Here is a 25423-nt window from a genome sequence, read left to right as displayed (position 1 = left end):
CGCATACGTCCGCGATATCCGGCCCCGCCTACGATGACGGAATGCGCGTGTTGATCGTCGAGGACGAACCCTTCCTCGCCGAGGCCATCCGCGACGGGCTGCGGCTCGAGGCGATCGCGGCCGACATCGCCGGCGACGGCGACACCGCTCTCGAGGTGCTCGGTTACACCGCGTACGACGTGGTCGTGCTCGACCGCGACATTCCGGGCCCGGACGGCGACGAGATCGCCCGCCACCTCAGTGCGCAGCCCGCCGCCCCGCGCGTGCTCATGCTGACCGCCGCCGACGGTCTCGACGACAAGGCCGCCGGTTTCGAGAGCGGCGCCGACGACTACCTGACCAAGCCCTTCGTGCTGCGCGAGCTCGTGATGCGCCTGCACGCCCTCGCCCGCCGCCCCGCGGCCGCGACCCCGCCGGTGCTCGAGCAGCACGGCATCCGCCTCGATCCTTTCCGCCGCGAGGTGTTCCGTGACGGACGGTACGTGTCGCTGACCCGCAAACAGTTCGCGGTGCTGCAGGTGCTCATGGGCGCGGCCGGCGGGGTGGTCAGCGCCGAAGACCTGCTCGAGCGGGCGTGGGACGAGAACGCCGACCCGTTCACGAACGCGGTGCGCATCACGATCTCGACGCTGCGCAAGCGTCTCGGCGAGCCGTGGCTCATTCAGACCGTCGCGGGAGTGGGCTACCGCATGGGTCCGGCCGATGCGTGAGCGCGCCCCGGGACTCTCGGTCCGCCTCAAGCTCACCCTGAGCTACGCGGCGTTCGTCGTGATCGTGGGGATCGCGGTGTTCGTCGTGGGGTTCCTCGTGCTGCGGTTCCTCCCCGAGGGCAACCTGTACTCCGAGAGCGGGTCGTTCACGCCCGGGCGCGGCGACCTCGTCGACGTGTTCGTCCGGTACGCGTGGTACGCCGTCCTCGCGTTGGCGATCGTGGGCCTCGGCGGCGGCTGGGTCGTGTCGGGACTCATGCTGCGCCCCCTTCACCGGATCACGGATGCCGCCCGCGCGGTGCGCGACGGCGATCTGGCGCACCGCGTCGATCTGCCGGGACCCCGCGACGAGCTCACCGACCTCGCCGACACCTTCGACGCGATGCTCGCGCGGATCGAGGAGACCCTGGAGGCGCAGAAGCGCTTCGCCGCGAACGCCTCCCACGAGTTGCGCACCCCGCACGCGACGATGCGCACCCTCCTCGAGGTGGCCCGGGCCGACCCCGGGGGCGTCGACCTCGAGCGGCTGCTGCACCGTCTCGACCTCACGAACGAGCGCGCGATCCGTCTCACCGAGTCCCTGCTGGCCCTCGCCCGCTCGACGCGCGAGGGAGCGCTGTCACCCGAACCCACCGCGGTGGACGAGCTCGTCGCCACCGTGGTGTCCGAGGCGCGGGGCGACGCCGCGGGACTCGATCTGGATCTGATGGACGCCTCGGGTGGGGTGGCGCGCCTCGACGAGACCCTCGTCCGTCAGGCGGTGGCGAACCTCGTCCGCAACGCCCTCGTCCACAACATCGAGGGCGGCTGGGTGCGCCTCGCCGTGAGCGGCGAGGTCGACGAGGTGATCATCGACGTCGTCAACAGCGGAGACGACCTGTCGCGCGAGCTCGTCTCGACGCTCCCCGAGCCTTTCGTCCGCGGTGTCGGACGTACGCGCGGGCGCGCGGACGGCACCGGTCTGGGGCTCGCCATCGTCGCGTCGATCGCCCGCGCGCACCGCGGCCGGCTCGAACTGTGGCCCCGAGAGGGCGGCGGTCTGCACGCGCGCCTCCGCCTGCCCCGCTGACGCGCGGCTCAGCGCCGGGCCGCGCGCCCTCCGCGGGCGGCCACGCGCATCGCGATGACGACGACCGTTCCGATCGCGGCGCCGATCGTGTTGGACAGCACGTCATCGGCATCCGGAACCCGACCGGGGATCCCGGCCTGGAGCACCTCGACCGCGAACGACACGAGGGCGCACAACGCGACGGATGCCGGCGCCCACCGCAGCGGGAGGAGCAGGGCGACCGCGGCGCCGAGGGGCACGAAGAAGGCGACGTTGAGAGCGACGTCGGCGCCCGCGCCGAAGACGAGGGCGCTCCACGACGGGGGAAGGTGGTCGAGCGCGTCGAGGACGAGGGTGCGGGCCGGCCACGCGATCGCCCGCGGCGCGAGCGTCAAGGCGACGACGGCGGCGAGCACCGCGCCCGCGGTGACGAGACGCGCGGAGGTGAGGACGGGGCGAGCGGACACGGCAACCTCCGGGATCGGGAGAGTCCATCCCATCGCTCGGACTGTTGCCGCGGTGTCTCGGAACCGCGATACGCGGACGATACCCTCGCGTCGCCGCGAGAGAATGAGGTCGTGTCCCCCTCGCTGCGCTCCTCCCTCCCCGCCCTGATCGTCGACGTCGTGCTCGTCGTCGTCTTCGCCGCGATCGGACGCGCCACCCACGACGGCGACATCCTGGGTCCGTTCGGCTCGGGGCTGGCGACGACCGCGTGGCCCTTCGTCGTCGCGCTCCTCGTCGGCTGGCTCGTCGCGCGTGCGTGGCGTCGACCGACCGCCGTCGTCGCGACGGGGCTCCCGGTGTGGGCGATCACCGTCATGCTCGGGGTGGTGTTGCGCGCGTTCAGCGGTCAGGGCATCGCGGTGGCGTTCGTCATCGTCGCGACCCTCACCCTCGCCCTGCTGCTGCTGGGATGGCGCGGGATCGCACGCCTCGCGACCCGGTCGCGCCGGGCCTGAATCCGGTCGAGATCGGCCCGGCGTCGATCGAGCCGCGTCCGCGCGCCGCCCGGGTCAGTCCGCGAGCGTGACGTCGACCTGGATCTCGGTGGCGAGACGCTCCAGACGCGCGACGAGATCGTCGACGGCGACGTCGGCCGCCACCGTCGCGGTGATGGAGGCCTCGAACAGACGACCGCCCGCCATCGCGGCATCCGTCGTCTGCGTCGACATCCGTTCGATGCTCGCGCCGTGCGCGCCGAGAGCCGCGGACACCTCGCGGACGATGCCGGGGCGGTCGTTGCCGACGACGTCGAAGGTCACGGTGCGGCCCGCGGCGTCCGCCGAGCCCGCTCCGGCATGGACGGTGACGGTGAGGGTTCCGGCGAGGCCGTCGAGCGCCGCGCGCAGATCATCGGCGCGCGCGGGCGTCACCGACACCTCGATGATCCCGGCGAAGGCACCCGCCAGCTCGGCGAGTTCGCTGTTCTCCCAGTTGCCGCCGTGGGCGTCGACGATGTCGGCGACCGTGGACACGAGGCCCGCGCGGTCATCGCCGACGACGGTGAGGACGAGGGTGGTCATGCCGACAGCGTACCCACCGGAGCTTTGCTAGCGTGGGGACTCGACCGGAGGGGGGTGAGAGCGTGATCGCATCGCTGATCGCGGCGCTCAATCTGCTCCTGGCCACCGCCGAGCTGGCGCTCACGCCCGGGGGGAGCGCCCCTCTTCTGGCCGTGGTGCTCGCCGCCGCTGTCGTGCTGACCGCGGTGATCGTGCTCGTCGTGGTCCCCGCTCTCGTCGCGACCACGCCCCCGCCGTCGGCGCGTCCGATCGACCCCTCGGCATCCCTCTCCCAGAGCGATCCCGACGCCGCGGGGCACCCGCGCCCGCGAGCCCCGGGGTTCGCGATCCGCGTCGCGTAGCCCTCCCCGCGCCCCGGCGACGGCTCGAGCGCGCAGCGACGCCGGTCGCCCGCGTGCTCTCGGCACGCCCCGCGACCGATCAGCCCGTGATCACTCGCTCTGATGGGATGCCCCGTGGACCTCTTCGCCTTTCCGCCCCTCGCTCTGCTGCTCGACCTCGCCACGCGAGCCCTGCTCGCCCTGACCTCGCTTCTCGAACCGCTCGCCGGCGGTCTCGCCGCCGCCCTCGCCGTCGTCGTCGTGACGCTCGCCGTGCGGGTGCTCCTCATTCCCGTGGGGGTGTCGCAGGCGCGGGCCGAGCAGACGCGCGCCCGCCTGGCCCCGCGCCTCCGCGCCCTGCAGGAGAGGTGGCGCAAGAACCCCGAACGCCTGCAACGCGAGACCCTGCAGCTGTACCGCGACGAGGGATCGTCTCCCTTCGCGGGGATGCTGCCCGTGCTCGCCCAGGCGCCCGTGGTCGGTCTGCTGTACGCCGTCTTCCTGCACGCCCAGGTCGGCGGACACGCCAACACCCTGCTCACGCACGACGTGTTCGGCGTCCCGCTCGGGCGGAGTCTTGTCGGCGCCCTCACGACCGGAACGATGGATGCCGCCACCCTCGCCGTCTTCGGCACGCTCGTCGTCGTGATCGCCGGGGTGGCCGAACTCACGCGTCGACTCCTGCGACCCGCGGTCGACCCGTCGGCTCCCGCGTGGACGACGGGGATGCTCGGCGTCCTGCAGTTCACGACGGCGGTGGTCGCGCTGTTCGTCCCGCTCGCGGCGGGGCTCTATCTCACCGTCACGACCGCGTGGACGCTGGGCCAGCGCCTGCTGCTGCGGCGGCGCTACCCCCTGCCGCGCTGAGTCCGGCCCCGGCGGACGCCCGGTCCCACCGCGGGGCGGCCGCGGCGTTCACCACCGCCATGGCGAGGACGAGCAGCGCCGCGCCCGCGGGGAAGAGCATCGCCGTGGCGACCGAGACGTTCTCGGCCACGGCGCCGGTCACCGCCGACGACAGCGCCTGCGCCAGGGTGAGGGCCGAGGCGAGGATCGTCATGGTCGACGCCGTGCGCCCGCGCGGCGCGCGGTGGCCGGCGAGGCTGAACAGCGTGACGAGGGCGGGCCCCACCCCGATGCCCATGAGGCACAGGACCAGGGTCACCGTCGAGACGGATCCGCCGACCGAGTAGGCACCGGCCGAGGCCGTGAGCACGCTCGCGAAGAGCACGAGCCGCCACCGCAGCGCGAAGCGCTCGGGGACCAGGGCCACGGCGAGGGCCAGCACCGCCGAGCCCACCCCCATCACGCCGTAGAGCAAGGCTCCCGCCTCGGGCGCCCCCTGCGCCTCCATGAAGGCGGTCAGCGAGGTGAGAGTGGAGCCGAAGAACAGCCCGACGCCGAACACGGCCGCCACGAGCACGAGCATGCGCGGGTGCAGCAGCTCGCGGAACGGCGCCATCGCGGTGCGTTCGGACCGCTCGGGCACGGCTCGACCGGTGGGATGCAAAGCGAAGGCGGTGACGAAGACGAAGCTGAGGAGGGCCGCACCGATGATCGGCGCCCACGGGGCGATCAACGCCGCCAGGATGCCGACGACGAACGGGCCGATCACGAACGCCGTCTCGTCGGCCGCGGACTCGTAGGCCATCGCCCGCGAGAAGGTGCGGTCGCGCCGCTCGGGGTGCACGCGCGCGCCGATCAGCGCCATCACGCGGCTGCGCGACATCGCCGCGGTCTGCGGTCCGGTCACACCGATCGCCACGGCCGCCCCGAGCAGCAGGGCATCCGACGTCGCGAAGCCCACCACGAGCGGGAAGATCGCCAACAGGATGCCGTTGGCCACCCCCACCGGCACGAGCACGCGCCGTTGCCCGTAGCGGTCGGCGAGATCGCCCAGCACCGGACCCGCGACGACGACGCCGAGCCCCACGGCCGCCGAGGTCAGACCGCCGAGGGAGACCGAGCCGCGCAGGGCGACGACGATCGCGAGGACCCCCACGGTCATCATCGCGAAGGGCAACCGCGCCACGAAGGCGATGGGGAAGTACCAGAAGCCGGTGTGATGGACGAGGGGCCGATGGTCGACGGCGGGCGCAGTCATGAAGCGGGTCTCCAGAGAGGGGGCGATGGAACGTGCCGCCTTGCCGGACCGGTAGGTAGTTGCACAGAGTGCGGCGGGAAATCCCGCACCCGCAGTCTACCGCGGGCACCTCACGGGCGCCTGGGTGCGCAGGATCAGCCCACCAGGGCGGCGATCGCGGCGATGGCCGACGCGAGCGCGAGCACCAGAGCGAGGGCGATGAGCACGGTGTGGACGATGAGGAACGGCGTGGGCTTGCCCTCGGCGGTCCTCGCCCGCTGGTCCTTCGCGACCCGCACAAAGAAGCGCGGCCAGACGACGACGTTGAAGACGGCGTTGGCGAACAGCAGCGCGATGAGGACGGGTTCCATGCCTCGAGCCTAAGCGCCGCGGCTCACGCGGCGCACGAGATGCACCGCCGCGCGAAGGGCAGGACCTCGAGACGGGCGTCGGCGATCGGCCGGCCGCAGTTCTCGCACGTGCCGAAGGTGCCGGATGCCACCCGCTCGCGCGCCGCGGAGATCTCGGCGCTCTCGGCCTCGGCTCCCCGTCGCAGCGCGTCGACCTGCGCCCACTCCCCCGACAGCGTCGACCCCTCGGGGTCGTGTTCGTCGTCGGCGGTGGCGTCGGCGCGGTCGTGCCGCAGGCTCGCTTCGTCGTCGAGCAGGCGCGTCAAACGGTGCGCGACCTCGCGTTCGCGGTCATCGAGCATGCGCATCGCGGTGTCGGCATCCATCCTTCGACGCTATCCCCCGCCACCGACACGAGGGCTGCGGGATGATCGGCTCATGAGCGAACTCCGACGACACTGGACCCCCACCGCCGTGGCCTTTCTCGTGCTGGCCGTCGCCGGCCTCGTGGGCACCTGGACCTTCAACGTGTTCGCGATCGTGCAGATGCGGGACTTCATCGGCGATCTCGTCTCGGGGGGACCGGCGGTGTCGTCGATCACCGTGGATCTGATGGTCGTCGCGATCGCGGGCAGCATCTTCATCATCGTCGAGGGGCGACGCCTCGGCATGCGCTTCGCGTGGCTGTACATCGTGCTGTCGGGGGTGACCGCCTTCGCCTTCACGTTCCCGCTGTTCCTGGCGATGCGCCAGCGACGGCTGACCGCACGCCGGTCCTCCCCCGACAGCCCCGCGTGAGTCGCCACGATGCGTCGCTTCGCGGGCGTCCGAAGCGACGGGGCACGGCGACTCACGCCGAGAGGGAAGAGGTCAGCGCGCGGCCAGGCCCTGACGCAGTCCTTCGACGAGCGGCGTGGTGGGACGGCCGATGAGGCGAGACAACGACCCGTCGGTCTGCTCGAGCGCGCCGCGGGCGATCGCGTCGTCGATCCCGGCCACGAACGCCGCCGTGCCGGCATCCAGTCCCGCCGCCTGCAGCCCCTCGGTCAGCTGCTCCACCGACACGCGGGTGTAGGTCACCGGACGACCGAGCACCTCGCTCGCCGCGGCGGCGAGCTCGTCGTAGGTCCACGCGACGTCGCCGCCGATCTCGACGGTCCGGCCGGCCAGCTCGTCGGTGGTGAGGGCGACCGCGGCCGCCTCCGCGTAGTCGCGGCGGCTCGCGCTGGCGACGCGCGCGTCCCCGGTCGCCGCCACGATCTCTCCGGTGTCGGCCGCGCGGGCGACGGTGTCGAGGTAGTTCTCGGTGTACCAGTTGTTGCGGAGGATGGTGGCGCTCACCCCCGACGCGGCGATGGCCTGCTCGGTGGCCTTGTGGTCGGCGCCGAGGCTGTAGTCGATGACGTCGTTGCGCGGGGCGCTCGTGTAGACGAGACGCTCCACTCCGGCGGCGCGGATCGCGTCGATCGCCGCGCGGTGCTCGGCGACGCGGTCGGGACCGTTGCCCGAGATCAGCACGACGCGCGTCACACCGTCGAGGGCGGCGGAGATCGTCTCGGGACGCGCGTAGTCGAGCTGGGCGACGCGGACCCCGCGGGCGGCGAGGTCGTCGACCTTGGCGGGCGTGCGCGCACCCGCGACGATGCCAGATGCCGGCACGCCGCGCTCGAGGAGAGCGTCGACGACGAGGCGGCCGAGGTGGCCGGAGGCGGCGGTGACGAGGAAGGTCATGATGGAATCCTTTCGGTGGGTTCGTCGGGCTCAACGCCCCGCCGTCCATCGCATTCCGGAATGCCGGTACCCACTTTCTGGTTAGGTACTCACATGAGCGTCAGTCTTGCGTCGATCCGCGCCGAACACCCCGGACTTTTCGCCGACGGGTGCCCCACCCGCACGGTCCTCGATCACGTCATGGGCAAGTGGGGCATCCTCGTGCTGCTCTCCCTCTCGGACGGAACACAGCGCTGGGGCGCCCTTCGACGCAACATCGACGGGATCAGCGAGAAGATGCTCGCGAGCACGCTCAAGACGCTCGAGGCCGACGGCCTCCTCGTGCGCACCGCCTACCCCGAGGTTCCCCCTCGCGTCGAGTACGCCCTCACCGATCGGGGGCGCGACCTCATGACGCACGTCATCCCCCTGATGGGATGGGTCGCCGAGAACGCCATCGCCATCGTCGGACCACGGGAGTGATCGTGCGCGTCCCCTCCGCTCGCGCCGTGCGCGACAGCCTCACCTTCCGCGCCCCGCGGCGCGTGCCGCTGCTGCAGGTCGCCAAGTCGGCCATCGCGATCGTCGCCGCGTGGCTGCTGGCCGGGTGGCTCGTGCAGGGTCCGCCCCCGATCTTCGCCGCCATCGCCGCCCTTCTGGTGGTCCAGCCGAGCATCAACCAGTCGTTCACCCGCGCCGTCGAACGCAGTGTCGGCGTGATCGTCGGAGTGCTCATCGCGGCTCTTCTCGGGCTCGTGTTCGGCTCGCAACCCTGGGTCGCCCTGCTCTCGGCGGGCGTGGCGCTCGTCGTGGCGTGGGCGGCGCGGATCTCGGCCGGAGCCACCAACCAGATCGCGATCAGCGCCCTACTCGTCCTCGCGCTCGGCACCGCGACCCCCAACTACGCCCTCGACCGCGTACTTGAGACCCTCATCGGCGCGGCCATCGGGATCGTCGTCAACGCGGTGCTGGTCCCCCCGGTGCTCGTCCCCGCCGCGCGGGCCAAGATCGACGTCCTCGGGCGCGAGCTCGCCGCCGCCCTCGAGCGTCTGGCCGACGCCCTCGAGACCCCGCAGACTTCGGCGTCCCTCGAGGGGCTCCTCCTCGAGGCGCGCCTGCTCCGCCCGGTTCGGGATGCCGCGGCCGACGCAATCCGCGACGGCGCCGACTCGCTCGCCCTGAATCCCCGCAGCGGTCGTCACCGTACCGACCTGGCCGAGATGGACGCCCTCGTCGAACGCTTCAGTCCCGTCGTCACCCAGACGATCGGCATGACGCGCGCGGTCTACGACGGCTACGAGCAGACGATCGCCGACGAACCCGCCGTCCGGGCGATCGCCGAGCAGCTCCATCGCGCCGCCCACGACGTGCGACTGGCGTTCGCCCTCGACGCCGGCCCGGAGCGCGTCGTCGACGAAGAACCGGCCCTCACCCGCCCCCTGCAGATCCGCACACCCTCGACGATGCACTGGGTGCTCGTCGGATCGCTCCTGATGGACCTGCACCGCGTGCACGAGACCCTGCGCGACGTCGAGGACTGACGGCGCCCGCTCGACCTGAGAACTCGCTCGCGGATCCCGCTCCCCCGACCCCACAGGCCGTTGCCCCTGGTTGACTGAGGGCATGGGTACCGCGATGTTCCCCCTCGGAGCCGTCCTCTTCCCGCATACGCCTCTCGCGCTGCGGATCTTCGAGGAGCGCTACCTCGTCATGCTCGGGCGCCTCCTCGACGAGACGGACCCCGCATTCGGCGTCGTCCTCATCGAGCGCGGCAGTGAGACGGGCGGGGGCGATCAACGCTTCCCCCTCGGCACCATGGCGCAGCTCAGCCACGTCGTGCCCCAGGCCGGCCAGATGCAGATCGTCGCGCGGGGCACGGAGAGGTTCGAGATCGTCGAGTGGCTCGACGACGCCCCGTACCCGCGGGCGGACGTGCGGGCTCTCCCCGACCTCGAGTGGAACGACGCGCTCCTCCCGTTGCTCGAAGAGGCGGAGCGGATCGTGCGGCGCGTGCTCGGTCGCGCGCAGCAGTACGGCGGCACGAGGTGGGACCCCGAGGTGGAGCTCTCGGAGGAGCCGCTTCCTCGCGCGTGGCAGGTCGCGGCGATCGCTCCGCTCGGCGAACTCGACCAGATGGAGCTGCTGCGCTCGGTGACCCTCGGCGGTTTGTTGCGGGCGACCATCGACCTCACGCTCGCCGCCGAGCCCCTGCTCGGCGATCCCGTGCCCGACGGAGTGATCGTGGTCGACGACGGAGAGCCCGAAGACGACGACTGACCGCGCGCCGTCCGAGCGCGCGATGGCGTGTCGGCGGAGCGGCTCTCGGCGCGGACAACGGTGGGGCGGCGTAGCCCGCAGGCCGCGACGCCCCACCGGGCGAATCGTCAGTTCAGTTCGCGCACCGACGAGGGGATGACGCCCGTGCCGTAAAGGTCGATCGCGAGGTCCTGCAGCGCCGTCAACGCGACGCGCTGCGTGAGCGGACCGTACGAGATCCGCGCCACACCGAGCTTCTCGTACTCGGCGGCCGACAGTGCCCTGGGGAAGCCGATGACGCTCAGGCGCTGTTCCCCGAGCCCCTCGACTAGTCGACTCGTCGTGTCGGCGTCCAGAAGCCCCGGGACGAACACCGAGGTCGCCCCGGCGTCGAGGAAAGCGCGGCCGCGCTTCACGGCATCCGCGATCTTGTCGTCGAGCGGACGGTCGCCGCCCTTCACGAACACATCGGTGCGCGCGTTCAGCACGAAGGGGACGCCCTCGGCCTCCCCCGCCGCGATCACGGCCTCGACGGCGGCCACCGCCTCATCGAACGGCTTGACCCGGTCCTCGACGTTCGCGCCGACCACACCCACGCCGATGGCGCGCCGGGTCGTCTCGCCGGGGTTTCCGAAGCCCGCGTCGAGGTCGGCCGTCACCGGCACGTCGACCGCCGCCACGATGCGTCCGACCATGTCGAGCATGACGTCGAGGGGGATGTTCTCGCCGTCCTCGTACCCGAAGGTCGCAGCGATCGAGTGGCCGGCCGTGGCGAGGGCCTTCGTCTCGGGCAGAGCGGCGACCGCCTTCGCCGACACGACGTCCCAGATGTTGACGACCCGGAGGATCTCGGGGGCGGTGTGCAGGGCCGCGAACGACGTCGCCTTCTCGCTCAGGGCGCTCATGCCTGTCCCCCGTCCGCGCGGTCGGCGACGATCGCCTCGGCGATCAGCGTGTCGCCCGCGCCGAAGCGGATGAACCGGCCCACCGTGGCGGGCTGCACGAGCACGGCGGCCGCGACGGCGGCCACGTCGGCACGAGAGACTTCGGCCTTGCCCTGCGGCGCCGTGGTGATGCGGCCGGTGGGCTCGTCCGTCGTGAGGGTGCCGGGGCCGAGGATCGTCCAATCGAGGTCGCTGGCGCGCAGGTGGTCGTCGGCCGCGAGCTTGGCGTCGGCGTAGGCGAAGAACGAGTCGTCGGGGTCGATGCCGTGATCGGGCGTCGAGCCGATCCACGACACCATCACGAACCGGCGGATGCCCGCCTTCGATGCCGCGTCGACCGCGCGCTGCGCGGCATCGCGGTCGACCGCGTACGTGCGCTCGGCGCTGCCGCCACCCGCACCGGCGGACCACACGACCGCGTCGGCACCCGAGAAGGCCTTCGCCATCTCGTCGACGTCCGCGTTCTCGACGTCGAGGACGAGGGGCGTGCCGCCCGCCTGCTCGATGTCGGCCTTCTGCTCCGCCTTGCGGATTACCGACGTCGCCTCGTCGCCGCGGTCGGCGAGCAGTCGAGCGAGGTGGAGGGCCACCTTGCCGTGCCCTCCGACGATCACGATGCGTTCCATGTCACTGTCCTCTTCCTTGTCGATCGACTTCTGTCGAATCCTCCGGCCGGCGCTGTCACAGGACTGCCGCATCGGGACCGCCTCGACCGCCAGTGCGGTGCCGGGGATCTTTGATCGACCCTACGCACGACCCGCGACACCCCCCGCGGGCTTGACGAGGTCATCGAGCGGTTTCGATTCAGTCGACGTCGCCGTCGACGTAGACCCAGCGTCCGCCGCGCCGCGCGAACCGGCTGCGCTCGCGCAGCACGCCGCGGTCGGGCCCGTGCCGCCACGACGCGCGGAAGGTCACGGTCGCGTTCTCGCCGTCTTCCGACGCGTCCTCGATCTCGAGGCCCGACCATCGCGTGCCGTCATCGACGACGATGTCGTCGGGACGCGTCCGCGGATGCCACGACCTCGCCAGGTGGACCGCGTCGCCGACCGAGAACGCGGTGTACCGCGAACGCATCAACCGCTCGGCGCTCGGGGCGGCCTCGCCGTCCAGGATCGGCCCGCAGCACTCCCCGAACGCGGCGCGGCCGCACGGGCACACGGCATCCGGTGCCGGTCGTCGGGAGGCGGAACCGAAGGACATCCGGCCACTCTAGGTCAGCCGAGCCGCCGGCGTGCCAGGATCGGGGGCGTGACCGATCGCCTCATGCTCCTCGACACCGCCTCGCTGTACTTCCGCGCGTTCTACGGTGTGCCCGACAAGGTCAAGGCAGCCGACGGCTCGTCGGTGAACGCGGTCCGCGGCCTGCTCGACATGATCGCGAAGCTCGTCACGACGTACGAGCCGACGCGGCTCGTCGCGTGCTGGGACGACGACTGGCGGCCCCAGTGGCGCGTCGACCTGCTTCCGAGCTACAAGGCCCACCGCGTCGTCGAGGTGGTCGCCGCGGGGCCTGACGTCGAAGAGGTGCCCGATCCGCTCGAGGCGCAGATCCCGCTCATCCGCGAGGCGCTCGCGGTGCTCGGCATCCCCGTGGTGGGTGCCGCCGAGCACGAGGCCGACGACGTGATCGGCGCCCTCGCGACGCGCGCCGAGGTTCCCGTCGACATCGTCACCGGCGATCGCGACCTCTTCCAGTTGGTCGACGACGCGCGCGGCATCCGGATCGTCTACACCGCTCGGGGCATGAGCAACCTCGAGCTCGTCGACGACGCCGCCGTCTTCTCGAAGTACGGCGTCCACGCGGACCAGTACGCCGACTTCGCGGTGTTGCGCGGCGATCCCTCCGACGGCCTGCCGGGCGTCTCGGGCATCGGCGAGAAGTCCGCGGCGGCGCTGCTGAGCGCGTGCGGCGATCTCGACGGCATCCGATCCGGGGTTCTCGACGGCACCGCGGGAACGCCCGCCCAGCGCGCGAAGATCGCGGCCGCCGCGGACTACCTCGAGGTCGCCGCGACCGTGGTGCGCGTCGCCCGCGAGCTGGACCTCGCTCCGTTCGACGACCGCCTCGGTCCGGTCGACCGGGATGCTGCCGAGAAGCTCGCCGAACGCTGGAACCTCGGCTCGTCGATGACGAGGGCGCTGGCGGCGCTTCCCGACTGATCGCTCTCAGCGACTCCGCTCGAGCCAAGTGCGCAGACGATCGAGCGGCCACGTCGTGACGATCCGGTCGGCGGGGACGCCCGCGGCCTCGGCACGCGCCGCACCGTAGTCGAGGAGCGAGAGCTGCCCCGGAGCGTGCGCGTCGGAATCGATCGAGAAGAGGCAGCCGGCCTCGATCGAGAGGGCGAGCAGATCGTCGGGCGGATCCTGTCGCTCGGGGCGCGAGTTGATCTCGACCGCCACTCCCGACGCGGCCGCCGCCGCGAACACCTCGCGCGCGTCGAACTCCGACGGGGGCCGCGTCCCGCGGGCGCCCTCGACGAGCCGACCGGTCACGTGCCCGAGCACGTCGACCCGTGGATCGCTCGCCGCCGCGACGAGCCGCTTCGTCATGGGCCCGCGTTCCATCCGCAGTTTGGAATGAGCGGATGCCACGACCACATCGAGTGCGTGCAGCAGCTCGTCCTCCTGGTCGAGGGCGCCGTCGTCGAGGATGTCGACCTCGATCCCGGTGAGCAGGGTGAATCCCTCGCCGCGGTGACCGCGGACGATCTCGATCTGCGCGCGCAACCGCTCGGGCGACAACCCGTTGGCGACCGTGAGCCGGGGCGAGTGATCGGTCAGGGCGAGGTACTCGTGGCCGAGACCGCGCGCCGCGTCGACCATGGCCTCGATCGGCGTCAGCCCGTCCGACCAGTCGCTGTGACTGTGCAGGTCGCCCTTGAGTTGCGCCCGCAGCTCCTCCCCTCCCGCGGGGGCGGACTCGGCCCGGAGCTTCGCCAAGCGCTCGGGCACCTCTCCCGCCAGGGCCTGCTGGATCACCGCGAAGGTGGACTCGCCGATCCCCGCGCGACGGCGAAGGCCCGGATCCCGCAGCTGCGCGTCGCTCAAGCCCTCGATCGCGGAGGCCGCGGTGCGGAACGCCTTCGATTTGTAGCGCGACGATCTCTCCCGCTCGAGCAGGTACGCGATCTCGGTGAGCGCGTCGAGCGGGTCCACGACTACTCCGCCAGCGCCTTCGAGGCGTCGACCCAGTCGTCGAGCTTCGCCGAGGCGCGTCCGTCGTCGATCGCGGCGGCGGCGTCGGTCATCGCCTCGGCCAGTCGCTCGAGGATCGGCCGCTGCACCTGGGCGGCGTCCTGGAACAGCCGGAACGACACGAGCCCCGCCGCGGCGTTCAGCAGCACGATGTCGCGGACCGCACCGCGGTCACCGCCGAGCACACGCCGCACCACGGTGGCGTTGTGATCGGGAGAGCCCCCGAGCAGGTCGTCCATATCGGCGAGAGGGATGCCGAGATCCCGGGGATCCAGGTCGTGCTCGTGGACGTCGCCGCGGCTGATCTCCCACACGCGGCTGTGCCCGGTCGTGGTCAGTTCGTCGAGGCCGTCGTCGCCGCGGAACACCAGCGCCGTCGCGCCGCGCGTGCGGAAGACGCCCGTGATGAGGGGGACGCGGTCGAGGTGGGCGACGCCGACCGCATTGGCCTCGGCGCGAGCCGGGTTGCAGAGCGGACCGAGGAAGTTGAAGACCGTAGGGACTCCCAGCTCCGATCGCGTGGCCGCCGCGTGCCGGAACCCCGGGTGGAAGGCCGAGGCGAACGCGAACGTGATTCCGGTGCGATCGAGGATCTCGGCCACCTTCTCGGGCGACAGCGTGAGTCCGATGCCCAGCGACGACAGCACGTCCGACGAGCCCGAGGCCGAGCTGGCCGCCCGGTTCCCGTGCTTGACGACGGGAACTCCGGATGCCGCGGCCACGATGGCCGCCATCGTCGAGATGTTGACGGTGCCGTAACGGTCTCCGCCCGTGCCCACGATGTCGAGCACCTCGGCACGGACCGGCAGCGGCACGGCCGCCTCGAGGATCGCGTCACGGAAGCCGACGATCTCCTCCACCGTCTCGCCTTTGGCGCGCAACGCCATGAGGAAACCACCGAGCTGAGAGGGCGTGGCCTCCCCCGCCATTACCTCGCGCATCGCCCACGTGGACTCCGAGACGCTGAGGTCGGTGCCGGCCAGCAGCGACGAGAGGAGATCGGGCCACGAGAAACGTTCCGCCATGCCACGATCCTCCCATACGCGTGTCGCGTGACCGCGCCCGGGCACGCGGCTCCGAAACAGCCTCCGTACCGGGCCTTATGTGCAGATTCTGAGGCATCCCTAAGTCTCGACGATGGAATATCCCAGGGTGGGGATGGGAATATCGGGCTCCCGGATCGCGCATAATGGAACGGTGACGACCTCAGCGACGTATTCCCAGGCTGTGCGTGCCGTGAAGCGGCCCGACCCGGTCGCCGTGGGCACCATCGTGTGGCTGGGCAGCGAGGTCATGTTCTTCGCCGGCCTGTTCGCGATCTACTTCACCCTCCGCAGCACGTCGGCCTCTCTGTGGGCCGAAGAGACGCAGCTGCTCAACGTCCCCTTCGCGACCGTCAACACGATCATCCTCGTGCTGTCCTCGGTCACGTGCCAGATGGGCGTCTTCGCCGCGGAGCGGTACCAGCCGTACCGCACCGGCGGACGCACCGGCTTCCTGAAGTGGGGAATGGTGGAGTGGTTCTACCTCACCTTCATCCTCGGCGCGGTCTTCGTGTCGGGTCAGGTGTGGGAGTACGCGACGCTGGTTGCCGAGGGCATGCCCATCAGCGCCAACCCCTACGCCTCGGCCTTCTACATCACTACCGGCTTCCACGCCCTGCACGTGACGGGTGGCCTCATCGCCTTCCTGCTCGTGATCGGTCGTGCCTACGCCGTGAAGAACTTCGGTCGGAAAGAGATGACCACCTCGATCGTCGTGTCGTACTACTGGCACTTCGTCGACGTCGTCTGGATCGCCCTGTTCTTCGTCATCTACTTCCTCAAGTAAGAGAGCAGTACCCACATGGCACGCGAGAAGAAGACTCGTCGGGCGTCCGGGCGTCGTAGCCCCCTGGCCGCCGCGGCGCTCATCGGCATCGGACTCCTCCTGACCGGAGGCGTCTACGCCGGCGCATCGGCCGCGATGGCCGCCACCTCCGGCACCCCCACGAGCGAGGCGAACTCCGCGACGGCGGTCGAGGAAGGGCAGAAGCTCTTCCAGGCCAACTGCGCGACGTGCCACGGTCTCGACCTCCAGGGCAGCCAGCAGGGCCCGTCGCTCTTCGGCGTCGGCGAGCTCTCGGTGCACTTCCAGGTCTCGACCGGACGCATGCCGCTGCAGGCCCAGGGCCCGCAGGCTCCGGTCAAGCCCCCGCAGTTCACCGAAGAGCAGGTCAACGCCATCGCCGCGTACGTGCAGTCCGCGGCACCGGGACCGACCTACCCGACCGAGGACCTCGTCGACGGCCAGGGCGACCTGTCGCACGGCGCCGAGCTCTTCCGCATCAACTGCGCCATGTGCCACAACGTGGCTGGTGCCGGCGGCGCACTGACCGAGGGCAAGTACGCCCCCGACCTGCACACCACCACCCCGGTCAACATCTACGCGGCCATGGTCACCGGCCCGCAGAACATGCCGGTGTTCAACGACCTGAACCTCACCCCCGAAGACAAGCGCGACGTCATCTCGTACCTCATGTACCTGCAGAAGAACGACTCGCCCGGTGGCTACGCCCTCGGCTCGCTCGGTCCGGTCTCCGAGGGTCTGTTCATCTGGATCTTCGGTATCGGGGCGCTCATCGCCCTGACCGTATGGATCACGGCGAAGTCCAACTGACCGTCGTCTTCGACATCACGTAAACGCACGAGGAGCACCATGGCACACGAGGACGACGCACTCGAGCACGAGAGGGCTTCCTGGAAGCCCGCCTCGGGGCTCGCCGTCGCGGTTCCCGACGCCGTACAGAACCCCGGCCTTCCCGGCCACCGTCAGCGCATGACCGACCAGGACCCGCAGGCGATGAAGCGTGCGGTCCGCACGGTCTACACGCTGTTCTACTTCTCGGTCGCGGCGAGCATCTGGGCGAGCATCGCCTACATGATCTTCCCGATCGAGTCGGGCGCGCTGATCGACATCCGCTACAACAACCTCTTCATCGGGCTCGGCATCGCATTCGCTCTGCTCGCGATCGGCATCGGCACCATTCACTGGGGCAAGTCGGTCATGTCCGACAAGGAGTACATCGAGGACCGTCACGCCACCCGTGGTCGCGACGAGGTCCGCGAGGGCGCGATCAACGTCTTCGAAGAGGCGAACAAGGATTCCGGCTTCGGACGTCGCGAAATCATCCGCAACTCGCTGTTCGCCGCGCTGGCCGCCTCGGTCATCCCCGGCATCACCCTGTTCCGCGGCCTCGCGCCGCAGGACCAGGACCCGGTGAAGCTCCTCAGCCACACCATGTGGAAAGAGGGCATGCGCCTGACGCACGACCCCTCGGGACGCCCGATCCGCGCCGCTGACGTCACGCTCGGCTCCGCCTTCCATGTGATCCCCGAAGAACTCGCGGGACTCGGCCACGACGAGGGCTACCTCGAAGAGAAGGCCAAGGCGATCGTCCTGCTCATGCGCATGCAGCCCGAGCAGCTCAACCCCGAGACCAACAACCTGGACTGGTCGTACGACGGCATCATCGCGTACTCGAAGGTCTGCACCCACGTCGGTTGCCCCGTCGCGCTCTACGAGCAGCAGACCCACCACCTCCTGTGCCCCTGCCACCAGTCGCAGTTCGACGTCGCCAACGGTGCGGCCGTCATCTTCGGCCCGGCCGCCCGTCCCCTGCCGCAGCTCCCCATCACCGTCGACGCCGAGGGTTACCTCGTCGCGCAGAGTGACTTCCACGAGCCCGTCGGCCCCAGCTTCTGGGAGCGCTCATGAGCATCGGTACCCATCCCACCGAGAACGTCACCACCGAGCCCGCGGTCCACGCCGGCGCGCCGGCGACGAGCGGGCGTGACGGAAAGCCGCTCGGCGGCCGCTTCGTCGGCTCCGTCGCGAACTACATGGACGAGCGCACGAGCATGTCGGGCATCGTCAAGGAGCTCGGACGCAAGGTCTTCCCCGACCACTGGTCGTTCATGCTCGGCGAGATCGCGCTGTGGAGCTTCGTGGTCGTGCTGCTCTCGGGCACGTTCCTGACGTTCTTCTTCCAGGCGTCCATGGTCGAGACGCATTACAACGGCGCCTACGAGCCCATGCGCGGCATCGCGATGTCGGCGGCCATGGAGTCGGCCCTGCACATCTCGTTCGATCTGCGCGGCGGCCTGCTCGTCCGACAGATCCACCACTGGGCCGCCCTCGTGTTCGTCGCCGGTATCGGCGTCCACATGCTCCGCGTCTTCTTCACCGGTGCGTTCCGCAAGCCCCGCGAGCTCAACTGGGTCGTCGGCTTCATCCTCTTCATCCTCGCGATGGCCGAGGGCTTCACCGGCTACTCGCTCCCCGACGACCTGCTCTCCGGCAACGGTCTGCGCATCATCGACGGCATGATCAAGGGTCTGCCGATCATCGGCACCTGGACCTCGTTCCTGCTCTTCGGCGGCGAGTTCCCCGGTACCGCGATCGTCGGACGCCTGTACACGCTGCACATCCTGCTGCTGCCCGCGATCCTCGTGGCGCTGCTCGCCGTGCACCTCATGCTGATGATCATCAACAAGCACACGCAGTTCGCCGGGCCCGCCCGCACGAACAGCAACGTCGTGGGCTACCCGATGCTCCCGGTGTACGCCTCCAAGATGGGTGGCTTCTTCTTCATCACGTTCGGTGTGATCGTTCTGATCGCCGCGCTGGTGACGATCAACCCCATCTGGAACTACGGTCCGTACGACCCGTCCCCGGTGTCCGCCGGTACGCAGCCCGACTGGTACATCGGCTTCGCCGACGGCATGCTCCGTCTGATCCCGCCGCACCTCGAATTCGTGCTCTGGGACCACACCTTCTCGTGGAACATCATCATCCCCGTCGGTGTCCTGGGTCTCTTCATCGTCCTCGTGCTGGTGTACCCCTTCATCGAGGCGTGGGTGACCGGCGACAAGCGCGAGCATCACATCGCCCAGCGTCCGCGCAACGCCGCGACGCGCACGGCGATCGGTGCTGCCGGTGTGACGTTCTACGCCGTGATGTGGGCCGCTGCCTCTTCGGACATCGTGGCGACGCACTTCCACCTCACGATGGAAGGCGTCATCCACGTCCTGCAGGCCCTGCTGATCCTGGGCCCGATCCTCGCCTACTTCGTCACGAAGCGCATCTGCATCGCGCTGCAGAAGAAGGACCGCGAGATCGCGCTCCACGGCTACGAGTCGGGCCGTATCGTCCGCCTGCCCGGCGGCGAGTACATCGAGGTCCACCAGCCGGTCGACGAGTACGAGCGCTGGAAGCTGGTCGACAACGAGACGTACGAGCCTCTCGTCGTCCGTCCCAACGCCAACGGTGAGATCCCCTGGTACGAGAACGTCCGTGGTGCGGTGTCCCGCTGGTTCTTCGAGGACCGGCTCGCTCCCCTCACGCAGGCTGAGCTCGACGCCGCGGTCGCCCACCAGCACCACGAGCTCGACCACATCGACCACGAGGAGGCCGACGAGATCGCCGGCGCCAACGCTCGTGCCGATGAGGACGGTCGCCCCCGCAACGCGGTCGGTGAGCGCGCCGAGGTCGAGATCCCGGCTCCCAAGGGACTCGAAGAGCGCAACCGCCCGAACGGCGACAAGAGCGAGTAATCGCCCGTCGACGAAACCCCGGTGCTTCGGCACCGGGGTTTCGCGTTTCCCGGGCCGGCAAGCCGTCACGACGGCGCCGAAGAGTGCGCGCGGATCCAGCGCCGCGCGAGTTACCCGCTCCCCCGCCCGCGCCAGCTGGCAGAGAAGCGCGGGGGCATGGCATCCCCTCTCTTTCCGCGTGCCGGACGCGTCTCTAGCGTGAAAGGCATGACCGATGCCGTGGACTACTTCTCTCGCCGTCTCGCCTTCGAGACCGACCCCAGCGATGTCTACGCCGCGCAGAAGGCCGGAGACGACCTGGTGGTCGTCGACGTGCGCGGAGACGACGCATGGGCGCAGGGACGCGTCTCGGGCGCCGTCCACATGCCCTACCGGGAGATCGCCGAACGAGCTCACCGCGAGATCCCGGCCGGCACGCCGGTGGTCGTCTACTGCTGGAGCCCGGGCTGCAACGCCGGGCAGAAGGGCGCGCTCGCGTTCGCGCGGCTCGGATACGACGTCCGAGAGATGATCGGCGGATACGAGTACTGGGTGCGCGAGGGCCAACCCACCGAGAACGACGAGGGGCTCCGCGAGCGGGTCTTCGACCCGACCGTCATGGTGGTCCGCTCTTGAGCCTCGAGAGCGCCCCCACCTGCGGTTAGGCTTCGGGCATGCAGCATCCCCCTCTCGAACCGTTCGCCGCCGGATTCGTGGAGCGACCGGACGGTGCCCGGGTGTACTGGGAGACCTCGGGCAACCCCCGCGGGCGACCCGCGTTGTATCTGCACGGCGGCCCCGGCGGCGGCCTCGGCGCAGGCGGGTATCGGCGGCGCTTCGACCCCGACCTTCACCTCATCGTCGGAATCGACCAACGCGGGTGCGGGCGGAGCGAACCCTGGGCCGCCGACGACCTGTCGAGCCTGCGCCATCAGACGATGGACGACCTGCTCGCCGACATCGAGGCGGTGCGGACGCACCTCGGCGTCGACCGGTGGCTTCTGCACGGAGTCTCGTGGGGTTCGACCCTGGCGCTCGCGTACGCGCTCGAGCATCCCGACCGTGTCACGGAGATCGTCAATCTTGCCGTCACGACGGGTGCCCGCTGGGAGATCGACTGGATCACCGACGGCATCGCGCCGGTGTTCCCCGAGGCCCACGCACGCCTGCGCGCGCCCCTGCGCGACGACGAGCGCACGATCGAGGGATACGCCCGGCTGCTCACCGACGACTCCGCCGCCGTGCGCCGGCGAGCCGGAGACGACTGGGACGCCTGGGAGGTCGCCCACGTCTCGCTCGGCCCCCTCGCCAAGCCCGGCCCCCTGCACGCCGAGCCCCGGCACCGCCTCAACTTCGCCACCCTGGCGACGCACTACTGGGCGAACGACTGCTTCCTCCCCGGTACCGCGTCGATCATGTCCCGCGCGCCCGAGCTCGAAGGAATCCCCGGCGTGCTCGTGCACGGTCGACGCGACATCAGCGGACCGTCGCTGATCCCCTGGCGACTGCATCGCGCCTGGCCCGGATCCCGTCTCGAGATCGTCGAAGAGGACGGCCACGGCGGCCCGCGTAGCGCGCAGATCGCTCAGGATGCCATGGACGACTTCGCCCGATCCGCTCGGTGACGCTGAGCCGGCGTCGGCGGATGAGATCGGATGACGCCGAACGTCCGACGAGTCAGGCTGTTTCGACGTCCTCGGCGAACCATCGGGCTGCCGAGCCGAAGAACACGGGGTCCGTTCCCGCGGTCTCGTCATCGTCGACGACGTCGCAGACCACGACGGTGACGTTGTCGCGCGTGCCGGCCTCGAGAGCCAGCGCCACGGCAGCGGCTGCCGCCGAACGAGGATCCACCGCTTCGGCCACGAGACGAGCCACATCAGCCTCGGGGACGTAGTCGGTCAGACCGTCGCTGCAGAGCACCCATCGATCGCCGGTCACCGGAGGTCGTTCGGCGACCGAGACGACGTCGCCCTCGGCCCCGCCGAGCGAGGCTGTGATGATGTTGCGCCGCGGGTGTGCCTGAGCGGCCTCGGGGGGAATGATGCCGTGGTCGACGAGCGCCTGCACGTACGAGTCGTCACGGGTCTCGCGCGTGAACTCGCCGTCGCGGAGCAGGTAGGCCCGCGAGTCCCCGGTGTGGGCGAGCAAGAGCTCACCGCTTACGCTGAGGAAGATCCCGGTGAACGTCGTCGCCATGCCCTGCAGTGCAGGATCGCGCTCGACGTGGGCACGGATGTCCCAGTTCGCTTCGCGGATGCGGACCAGAAGGCCGTCGGCATCCATTCCGCCCCCTCGCGTCGCCACGAGACGGTGGAGCAGGGCGGCGGAGGCGAGGTCCCCGGAGGGCCCTCCCCCGACGCCATCGGCCACCGCCGCACCCCAGGACGCCGCGAAAGCGGCGTCCTGGTTGGTGGGACGGTGGGAGCCGGCGTCGGAGACGGCGGCCGCATTCAGCCGGATGGGCACGGGGTCAGCGCGCGAAGTACCCGCGGTAGTACTCGTACACCCAACCGACGATCGCGATGACGAACACCGCAAAGCCGACGGGGACGAGCCAGCTGCCGACCGCGAGGCCGATCACCGCGATCGCGGCGGAGGCCGCGAGCACGATGGGCCACCACGACCACGGGCTGAACTCGCCCATCTCGGGGTCGCCGTCATCGATGTCAGCCGTCAGGGTGTCTTCGGGCAGGTCACCGCGCTGCGCCTTCATGACGCGCGAGATGTAGAACGCGATCATCGACGACATGAGGCCGAGGAAGACGAGCGCGACACTGCCGACCCACTCGACTCCACCGTGCTGGATGAGGCTCCAGACGGTGTAGACGGCGGCGATCAGGAAGCCGAAGACGGCCAGCAGCCACCAGAGTCCAACGTTGGTACGCATTCTTTACTTGACCTCTCCGGCCGCAGAGTCGACCACGGGCGCCTCAGGGGCGTCCTTCGCAGGCCCCACACCGACCGGGATGCCGGCCTCGGGGTGGTTCAGGTCGAAGGCGGGACGCTCGCTGCGGATACGCGGGATCGAGGTGAAGTTGTGGCGGGGCGGCGGGCACGAGGTGGCCCACTCCAGCGAGGCACCATAGCCCCACGGGTCGTCGACCGTGACGCGCGGAGCCTTGCGAGCGGTGATCCAGACGTTCAGGAGGAACGGGATCATCGAGGCGCCGAGGATCATCGAGCCCACGGTGGACAGCTGGTTCTCCCAGGTCCATCCGTCCGCGGCGGCGTAGTCGGCGTACCGGCGGACCATGCCGTCGACACCCAGCCAGTGCTGGATGAGGAACGTCATGTGGAAGCCGATGAACAGCATCCAGAAGTGCACCATGCCGAGACGCTCGTTGAGCATCTTTCCGGTCCACTTGGGCCACCAGAAGTAGAAGCCGGCGAACATCGCGAACACCACGGTGCCGAACACGACGTAGTGGAAGTGCGCCACGACGAAGTACGAGTCGGACAGGTGGAAGTCGAGCGGGGGCGACGCCAGGATGACGCCGGTCAGACCACCGAAGACGAACGACACGAGGAAGCCGAGGGCGAAGACCATGGGCGTCTCGAACGTGACCGAACCTCGCCAGAGCGTTCCGATCCAGTTGAAGATCTTCACGCCCGTCGGGACGGCGATCAGCATCGTCATGAGGGCGAAGAACGGAAGCAGCACACCGCCGGTGACGTACATGTGGTGCGCCCACACCGCGACCGAGAGGGCCGCGATGGCGATGGTCGCGTACACGAGCGTCTTGTAACCGAAGATCGGCTTACGGCTGAACACCGGGAAGATCTCGGACACGATGCCGAAGAACGGCAGCGCGATGATGTACACCTCGGGGTGACCGAAGAACCAGAAGAGGTGCTGCCAGAGGAGCACTCCACCGTTCTCGGGGCTGTAGATGTGGGCGCCGAGCACGCGGTCGGCGGCGGCGGCGAAGATCGCGGCAGCCAGCACGGGGAACGCGAGCAGGATCAGGATGCTCGTGATGAGCGTGTTCCACGAGAAGATCGGCATGCGCCACATCGTCATACCGGGGGCGCGCATCGTGAGCACCGTGGTGATGAAGTTGACCGCACCGAGGATCGTTCCGAAACCGCTGATGCCGAGACCGAGCATCCAGAGGTTTCCGCCCACGCCCGGCGAGAAGCTGGCGTTGGCGAGCGGCTGATACGCGAACCACCCGAAGCCGGCCGCACCCTGCGGGGTCAGGAAGCCCGAGACGGCGATCGTCGAGCCGAAGAGGAACAGCCAGAACGCGAAGGCGTTCAGACGCGGGAACGCCACGTCGGGCGCGCCGATCTGCAACGGCAGCAGCGCGTTGGCGAAGCCGGCGAACAGCGGCGTCGCGAACATGAGCAGCATGATCGTGCCGTGCATCGTGAACAGCTGGTTGTACTGCTCTTTGGTCGGGATGATCTGCATACCCGGCTCGAACAGCTCGGCGCGGATGATCAGCGCCATGACACCACCGAGCATGAAGAACATGACGGAGGCGATCAGGTACATGTACCCGATGGTTTTGTGGTCGGTGGAGGTGATCCACTTGACGACCAGGTTGCCCTTCTGCTCGACACGCGTGGTGCTCAGCAGTGCGGCTTGACGCGGCGGGAGAGTCGTCGGGCGCGAAGGGCCCGTCCCCTGGAGCGGAAGCGTCGTGGCCATGATCACTCGTTCCCTTCGGTACCGGCCGTCGTCAGGTTCTGCAGACGCGACAGGTCGCTGATGTCACCCACGTCGCCGGCACGGCGCAGCGAGTCGAGGTAGTTGTTGTACTCGTCTTCGCTGACGACCTTGACGTTGAAGAGCATGGCGGAGTGGTACTCACCGCAGAGCTCCGCGCACTTGCCCTCGTACGTGCCTTCACGAGTGGGCGTGAACGACCACTCGTTGTCGCGACCGATGTACATGTCTTTCTTGTAGAGGAAGTCGATGATCCAGAAGGAGTGGATGACGTCGCGCGAGCGGAGGTCGATCTTCACCGTCTTGTTCACCGGCAGGTACAGCGTCGGGACGTCCTGGAGGTCGTAACCGTCGGACGTGGCCTTGGCCTGCACACCCATGGAGTACACGGCGTCGGAGTTGTCTTCCTTCGTGCCGTTGTACTGGAAATCCCACGCCCACTGCTTGCCATAGGCGGTGATGGAGACGTCGGGGTTGTCGTACTGCGTCTCGAGCGTGTTCTGGTCACGCGCCGTGAAGGCGAAGAAGCCCACGACGAGGATCAGCGGCACGACCGTGTAGAAGATCTCGACCGGCATGTTGTAGCGCAGCTGGACCGGGAGCCCGGACTGGCCCTTGCGGCGGCGGTACGCGATGACCGACCAGAGCATGAGACCCCAGGTGATGACACCCACCGCGAGGAGCACGATCCACGAGTTGACCCAGAGACCTGCGACCATGTCGGTGTGGTTCGTGGCGGCCGGGCCGTCATCGACGAAGCCAGGCAGGAAGCCGTGGAGCTGGGTCGTGGTGCAGCCGGAGAGGAGCGCTACGGAGGCGATGCCGAGGGGAAGCGCTGCCCAGCGAAGGCGACGTTTGGAGGGCACAATGCACCTTTCCGGGTCGTGGATGTTGCTCTGACAGTCTAGAGCAACCTCTCACCGTTCTCAGGCCATTCGTCCAGTGCCGAGACATCGAGAACCCCCGGATTCCGCGGTGTGATCCGGGATTCCGGGGGCTCTCGACGTGGCGCCGGAGAACGGCGTCA

31 protein-coding genes are annotated in these 25423 nt (G+C 69.8%); 16 read left to right on the top strand and 15 right to left on the bottom strand.

Annotation, left to right across the window (positions count from 1 at the left end; translation table 11 throughout):
• Nucleotides 1-41 precede the first annotated feature (41 nt).
• Entirely contained in the window at nucleotides 42-710 is a 669-nt protein-coding gene (locus tag BLS25_RS03060) for a response regulator transcription factor (RefSeq protein ID WP_056227880.1), read from the top strand.
• A complete protein-coding gene (locus tag BLS25_RS03055; protein WP_056227877.1) occupies nucleotides 703-1779 on the top strand; it encodes a HAMP domain-containing sensor histidine kinase in 1077 nt (358 codons plus the stop codon). The genes BLS25_RS03060 and BLS25_RS03055 overlap by 8 nt, the downstream gene beginning before the upstream one ends.
• Before the next feature lie 8 nt (nucleotides 1780-1787).
• Here the strand turns inward: BLS25_RS03055 and BLS25_RS03050 are convergent, their stop codons facing one another.
• On the bottom strand, nucleotides 1788-2225 hold the full coding sequence (locus BLS25_RS03050) for a VanZ family protein (RefSeq protein ID WP_176786296.1): 438 nt from the start codon (nucleotides 2223-2225) through the stop codon (nucleotides 1788-1790).
• Between the two features lie 111 nt (nucleotides 2226-2336).
• Here BLS25_RS03050 and BLS25_RS03045 point away from each other — a divergent pair, with 111 nt between their 5' ends.
• Nucleotides 2337-2720, top strand: a complete 384-nt coding sequence (locus BLS25_RS03045; RefSeq protein WP_056227871.1) for a DUF3054 domain-containing protein — start codon at nucleotides 2337-2339, stop codon at nucleotides 2718-2720.
• A 54-nt stretch (nucleotides 2721-2774) separates the two neighbouring features.
• Here BLS25_RS03045 and BLS25_RS03040 read toward each other — a convergent pair whose 3' ends face one another.
• The gene (locus BLS25_RS03040) at nucleotides 2775-3284 is read right to left on the bottom strand and encodes a glycine cleavage system transcriptional repressor (protein WP_074694344.1); all 510 of its coding nucleotides are present in this window, start codon (nucleotides 3282-3284) and stop codon (nucleotides 2775-2777) included.
• Nucleotides 3285-3346: 62 nt separating this feature from the next.
• On the opposite strand from BLS25_RS03040, the gene BLS25_RS03035 reads away from it, so the two are divergent.
• Both BLS25_RS03035 and BLS25_RS03030 read left to right on the top strand, forming a co-directional pair.
• A complete protein-coding gene (locus BLS25_RS03035; RefSeq protein ID WP_200914147.1) occupies nucleotides 3347-3625 on the top strand; it encodes a DUF6412 domain-containing protein in 279 nt (92 codons plus the stop codon).
• A 114-nt stretch (nucleotides 3626-3739) separates the two neighbouring features.
• A complete protein-coding gene (locus BLS25_RS03030; protein WP_056227867.1) occupies nucleotides 3740-4471 on the top strand; it encodes a YidC/Oxa1 family membrane protein insertase in 732 nt (243 codons plus the stop codon).
• Here the strand turns inward: BLS25_RS03030 and BLS25_RS03025 are convergent.
• From BLS25_RS03025 to BLS25_RS03015, 3 genes are all read right to left on the bottom strand, one after another.
• Nucleotides 4407-5708 carry an MFS transporter gene (locus BLS25_RS03025; protein WP_081349658.1) on the bottom strand — a complete coding sequence of 434 codons (1302 nt, stop codon included), beginning with the start codon at nucleotides 5706-5708 and terminating at the stop codon, nucleotides 4407-4409. The two genes, BLS25_RS03030 and BLS25_RS03025, sit on opposite strands and share 65 nt — an antisense overlap.
• A gap of 134 nt (nucleotides 5709-5842) precedes the next feature.
• Entirely contained in the window at nucleotides 5843-6058 is a 216-nt protein-coding gene (locus BLS25_RS03020; RefSeq protein ID WP_056227864.1) for an SCO4848 family membrane protein, read from the bottom strand.
• A 23-nt stretch (nucleotides 6059-6081) separates the two neighbouring features.
• On the bottom strand, nucleotides 6082-6423 hold the full coding sequence (locus BLS25_RS03015) for a TraR/DksA family transcriptional regulator (protein ID WP_056227860.1): 342 nt from the start codon (nucleotides 6421-6423) through the stop codon (nucleotides 6082-6084).
• Between the two features lie 52 nt (nucleotides 6424-6475).
• Here BLS25_RS03015 and BLS25_RS03010 point away from each other — a divergent pair, with 52 nt between their 5' ends.
• The gene (locus BLS25_RS03010; RefSeq protein WP_074694343.1) at nucleotides 6476-6835 is read left to right on the top strand and encodes a DUF2834 domain-containing protein; all 360 of its coding nucleotides are present in this window, start codon (nucleotides 6476-6478) and stop codon (nucleotides 6833-6835) included.
• Between the two features lie 72 nt (nucleotides 6836-6907).
• On the opposite strand, the gene BLS25_RS03005 is transcribed toward BLS25_RS03010, so the two are convergent.
• Complete coding sequence (locus BLS25_RS03005) at nucleotides 6908-7768, bottom strand: SDR family oxidoreductase (RefSeq protein WP_056227854.1); 861 nt, start codon at nucleotides 7766-7768, stop codon at nucleotides 6908-6910.
• A 93-nt stretch (nucleotides 7769-7861) separates the two neighbouring features.
• Between BLS25_RS03005 and BLS25_RS03000 the strand changes: the two genes are divergently transcribed.
• From BLS25_RS03000 to BLS25_RS02990, 3 genes are all read left to right on the top strand, one after another.
• Nucleotides 7862-8230 (top strand): winged helix-turn-helix transcriptional regulator, encoded by a 369-nt coding sequence (locus tag BLS25_RS03000; protein WP_074694342.1) that lies wholly within the window; start codon nucleotides 7862-7864, stop codon nucleotides 8228-8230.
• Between the two features lie 26 nt (nucleotides 8231-8256).
• Complete coding sequence (locus BLS25_RS02995) at nucleotides 8257-9288, top strand: FUSC family protein (protein ID WP_256335515.1); 1032 nt, start codon at nucleotides 8257-8259, stop codon at nucleotides 9286-9288.
• 82 nt (nucleotides 9289-9370) lie between these two features.
• Entirely contained in the window at nucleotides 9371-10024 is a 654-nt protein-coding gene (locus tag BLS25_RS02990) for an LON peptidase substrate-binding domain-containing protein (protein WP_056227847.1), read from the top strand.
• Between the two features lie 107 nt (nucleotides 10025-10131).
• On the opposite strand, the gene BLS25_RS02985 is transcribed toward BLS25_RS02990, so the two are convergent.
• The 3 genes from BLS25_RS02985 to BLS25_RS02975 form a co-directional block, all read right to left on the bottom strand.
• Nucleotides 10132-10908 (bottom strand): isocitrate lyase/PEP mutase family protein, encoded by a 777-nt coding sequence (locus BLS25_RS02985; protein WP_074694341.1) that lies wholly within the window; start codon nucleotides 10906-10908, stop codon nucleotides 10132-10134.
• On the bottom strand, nucleotides 10905-11573 hold the full coding sequence (locus BLS25_RS02980; RefSeq protein WP_056227840.1) for an SDR family oxidoreductase: 669 nt from the start codon (nucleotides 11571-11573) through the stop codon (nucleotides 10905-10907). Before BLS25_RS02980 ends, BLS25_RS02985 begins: the two co-directional genes overlap by 4 nt.
• A 178-nt stretch (nucleotides 11574-11751) precedes the next feature.
• Nucleotides 11752-12150, bottom strand: coding sequence for a YchJ family protein (locus BLS25_RS02975; RefSeq protein WP_074694340.1), 399 nt, complete (start codon nucleotides 12148-12150; stop codon nucleotides 11752-11754).
• Between the two features lie 48 nt (nucleotides 12151-12198).
• On the opposite strand from BLS25_RS02975, the gene BLS25_RS02970 reads away from it, so the two are divergent.
• Nucleotides 12199-13110, top strand: a complete 912-nt coding sequence (locus BLS25_RS02970; RefSeq protein ID WP_056227833.1) for a 5'-3' exonuclease — start codon at nucleotides 12199-12201, stop codon at nucleotides 13108-13110.
• Nucleotides 13111-13116: 6 nt separating this feature from the next.
• Here BLS25_RS02970 and BLS25_RS02965 read toward each other — a convergent pair whose 3' ends face one another.
• Complete coding sequence (locus BLS25_RS02965; RefSeq protein ID WP_074694339.1) at nucleotides 13117-14109, bottom strand: PHP domain-containing protein; 993 nt, start codon at nucleotides 14107-14109, stop codon at nucleotides 13117-13119.
• A 2-nt stretch (nucleotides 14110-14111) separates the two neighbouring features.
• The gene (trpD, locus tag BLS25_RS02960; protein ID WP_074694338.1) at nucleotides 14112-15173 is read right to left on the bottom strand and encodes an anthranilate phosphoribosyltransferase; all 1062 of its coding nucleotides are present in this window, start codon (nucleotides 15171-15173) and stop codon (nucleotides 14112-14114) included.
• A gap of 133 nt (nucleotides 15174-15306) precedes the next feature.
• Here trpD and ctaE point away from each other — a divergent pair, with 133 nt between their 5' ends.
• The 6 genes from ctaE (at nucleotide 15307) to BLS25_RS02930 (ending at nucleotide 21346) form a co-directional block, all read left to right on the top strand.
• A complete protein-coding gene (ctaE, locus tag BLS25_RS02955) occupies nucleotides 15307-15978 on the top strand; it encodes an aa3-type cytochrome oxidase subunit III (protein ID WP_056227822.1) in 672 nt (223 codons plus the stop codon).
• Between the two features lie 15 nt (nucleotides 15979-15993).
• Entirely contained in the window at nucleotides 15994-16806 is an 813-nt protein-coding gene (gene qcrC / locus BLS25_RS02950) for a cytochrome bc1 complex diheme cytochrome c subunit (protein WP_056227819.1), read from the top strand.
• Between the two features lie 39 nt (nucleotides 16807-16845).
• Nucleotides 16846-17904, top strand: a complete 1059-nt coding sequence (gene qcrA / locus BLS25_RS02945) for a cytochrome bc1 complex Rieske iron-sulfur subunit (protein WP_056227815.1) — start codon at nucleotides 16846-16848, stop codon at nucleotides 17902-17904.
• The gene (qcrB, locus tag BLS25_RS02940; RefSeq protein ID WP_074694337.1) at nucleotides 17901-19742 is read left to right on the top strand and encodes a cytochrome bc1 complex cytochrome b subunit; all 1842 of its coding nucleotides are present in this window, start codon (nucleotides 17901-17903) and stop codon (nucleotides 19740-19742) included. Before qcrA ends, qcrB begins: the two co-directional genes overlap by 4 nt.
• 207 nt (nucleotides 19743-19949) lie before the next feature.
• A complete protein-coding gene (locus BLS25_RS02935) occupies nucleotides 19950-20357 on the top strand; it encodes a rhodanese-like domain-containing protein (RefSeq protein WP_074694336.1) in 408 nt (135 codons plus the stop codon).
• A 38-nt stretch (nucleotides 20358-20395) separates the two neighbouring features.
• Nucleotides 20396-21346, top strand: a complete 951-nt coding sequence (locus BLS25_RS02930) for an alpha/beta fold hydrolase (RefSeq protein ID WP_074694335.1) — start codon at nucleotides 20396-20398, stop codon at nucleotides 21344-21346.
• A 52-nt stretch (nucleotides 21347-21398) separates the two neighbouring features.
• Here BLS25_RS02930 and BLS25_RS02925 read toward each other — a convergent pair whose 3' ends face one another.
• Genes BLS25_RS02925 through ctaC form a run of 4 tightly spaced genes read right to left on the bottom strand, consistent with a single transcriptional unit; the run spans nucleotide 21399 to nucleotide 25262 of the window.
• Nucleotides 21399-22190: a PP2C family protein-serine/threonine phosphatase gene (locus tag BLS25_RS02925; protein WP_056227803.1), complete on the bottom strand. Its 792-nt coding sequence runs from the start codon at nucleotides 22188-22190 to the stop codon at nucleotides 21399-21401.
• A 4-nt stretch (nucleotides 22191-22194) separates the two neighbouring features.
• Nucleotides 22195-22611: a cytochrome c oxidase subunit 4 gene (locus tag BLS25_RS02920; protein ID WP_056227799.1), complete on the bottom strand. Its 417-nt coding sequence runs from the start codon at nucleotides 22609-22611 to the stop codon at nucleotides 22195-22197.
• 3 nt (nucleotides 22612-22614) lie between these two features.
• Nucleotides 22615-24378 (bottom strand): aa3-type cytochrome oxidase subunit I, encoded by a 1764-nt coding sequence (gene ctaD, locus BLS25_RS02915; RefSeq protein ID WP_056227796.1) that lies wholly within the window; start codon nucleotides 24376-24378, stop codon nucleotides 22615-22617.
• A 2-nt stretch (nucleotides 24379-24380) separates the two neighbouring features.
• Nucleotides 24381-25262: an aa3-type cytochrome oxidase subunit II gene (gene ctaC, locus BLS25_RS02910; RefSeq protein ID WP_081349657.1), complete on the bottom strand. Its 882-nt coding sequence runs from the start codon at nucleotides 25260-25262 to the stop codon at nucleotides 24381-24383.
• Between the last annotated feature and the right edge of the window lie 161 nt (nucleotides 25263-25423).

The organism is Microbacterium testaceum StLB037 (assembly GCF_900104345.1).
GTDB classification, from domain to species: domain Bacteria; phylum Actinomycetota; class Actinomycetes; order Actinomycetales; family Microbacteriaceae; genus Microbacterium; species Microbacterium testaceum_A.
The sequence above is the reverse complement of the archived record's forward strand: the minus strand, read 5'-3'. Positions and strand labels throughout refer to the sequence as shown.

Bases quoted from the DNA above. Each gene is read 5' to 3' on its own strand.
- trpD (WP_074694338.1), bottom strand. From the start codon at position 15,173: ATGGCGGAACGTTTCTCGTGGCCCGATCTCCTCTCGTCGCTGCTGGCC.
- BLS25_RS03005 (WP_056227854.1), bottom strand. From the start codon at position 7,768: ATGACCTTCCTCGTCACCGCCGCCTCCGGCCACCTCGGCCGCCTCGTC.
- BLS25_RS03025 (WP_081349658.1), bottom strand. From the start codon at position 5,708: ATGACTGCGCCCGCCGTCGACCATCGGCCCCTCGTCCATCACACCGGC.
- BLS25_RS02990 (WP_056227847.1), top strand. From the start codon at position 9,371: ATGGGTACCGCGATGTTCCCCCTCGGAGCCGTCCTCTTCCCGCATACG.
- BLS25_RS03020 (WP_056227864.1), bottom strand. From the start codon at position 6,058: ATGGAACCCGTCCTCATCGCGCTGCTGTTCGCCAACGCCGTCTTCAAC.
- BLS25_RS03010 (WP_074694343.1), top strand. From the start codon at position 6,476: ATGAGCGAACTCCGACGACACTGGACCCCCACCGCCGTGGCCTTTCTC.
- BLS25_RS03000 (WP_074694342.1), top strand. From the start codon at position 7,862: ATGAGCGTCAGTCTTGCGTCGATCCGCGCCGAACACCCCGGACTTTTC.
- BLS25_RS02985 (WP_074694341.1), bottom strand. From the start codon at position 10,908: ATGAGCGCCCTGAGCGAGAAGGCGACGTCGTTCGCGGCCCTGCACACC.
- BLS25_RS02920 (WP_056227799.1), bottom strand. From the start codon at position 22,611: ATGCGTACCAACGTTGGACTCTGGTGGCTGCTGGCCGTCTTCGGCTTC.
- ctaD (WP_056227796.1), bottom strand. From the start codon at position 24,378: ATGGCCACGACGCTTCCGCTCCAGGGGACGGGCCCTTCGCGCCCGACG.
- BLS25_RS02980 (WP_056227840.1), bottom strand. From the start codon at position 11,573: ATGGAACGCATCGTGATCGTCGGAGGGCACGGCAAGGTGGCCCTCCAC.
- qcrC (WP_056227819.1), top strand. From the start codon at position 15,994: ATGGCACGCGAGAAGAAGACTCGTCGGGCGTCCGGGCGTCGTAGCCCC.
- BLS25_RS02935 (WP_074694336.1), top strand. From the start codon at position 19,950: ATGACCGATGCCGTGGACTACTTCTCTCGCCGTCTCGCCTTCGAGACC.
- BLS25_RS03015 (WP_056227860.1), bottom strand. From the start codon at position 6,423: ATGGATGCCGACACCGCGATGCGCATGCTCGATGACCGCGAACGCGAG.
- qcrA (WP_056227815.1), top strand. From the start codon at position 16,846: ATGGCACACGAGGACGACGCACTCGAGCACGAGAGGGCTTCCTGGAAG.
- BLS25_RS02930 (WP_074694335.1), top strand. From the start codon at position 20,396: ATGCAGCATCCCCCTCTCGAACCGTTCGCCGCCGGATTCGTGGAGCGA.
- BLS25_RS03055 (WP_056227877.1), top strand. From the start codon at position 703: ATGCGTGAGCGCGCCCCGGGACTCTCGGTCCGCCTCAAGCTCACCCTG.
- qcrB (WP_074694337.1), top strand. From the start codon at position 17,901: ATGAGCATCGGTACCCATCCCACCGAGAACGTCACCACCGAGCCCGCG.
- BLS25_RS03040 (WP_074694344.1), bottom strand. From the start codon at position 3,284: ATGACCACCCTCGTCCTCACCGTCGTCGGCGATGACCGCGCGGGCCTC.
- BLS25_RS02975 (WP_074694340.1), bottom strand. From the start codon at position 12,150: ATGTCCTTCGGTTCCGCCTCCCGACGACCGGCACCGGATGCCGTGTGC.
- BLS25_RS03060 (WP_056227880.1), top strand. From the start codon at position 42: ATGCGCGTGTTGATCGTCGAGGACGAACCCTTCCTCGCCGAGGCCATC.
- ctaE (WP_056227822.1), top strand. From the start codon at position 15,307: ATGGGAATATCGGGCTCCCGGATCGCGCATAATGGAACGGTGACGACC.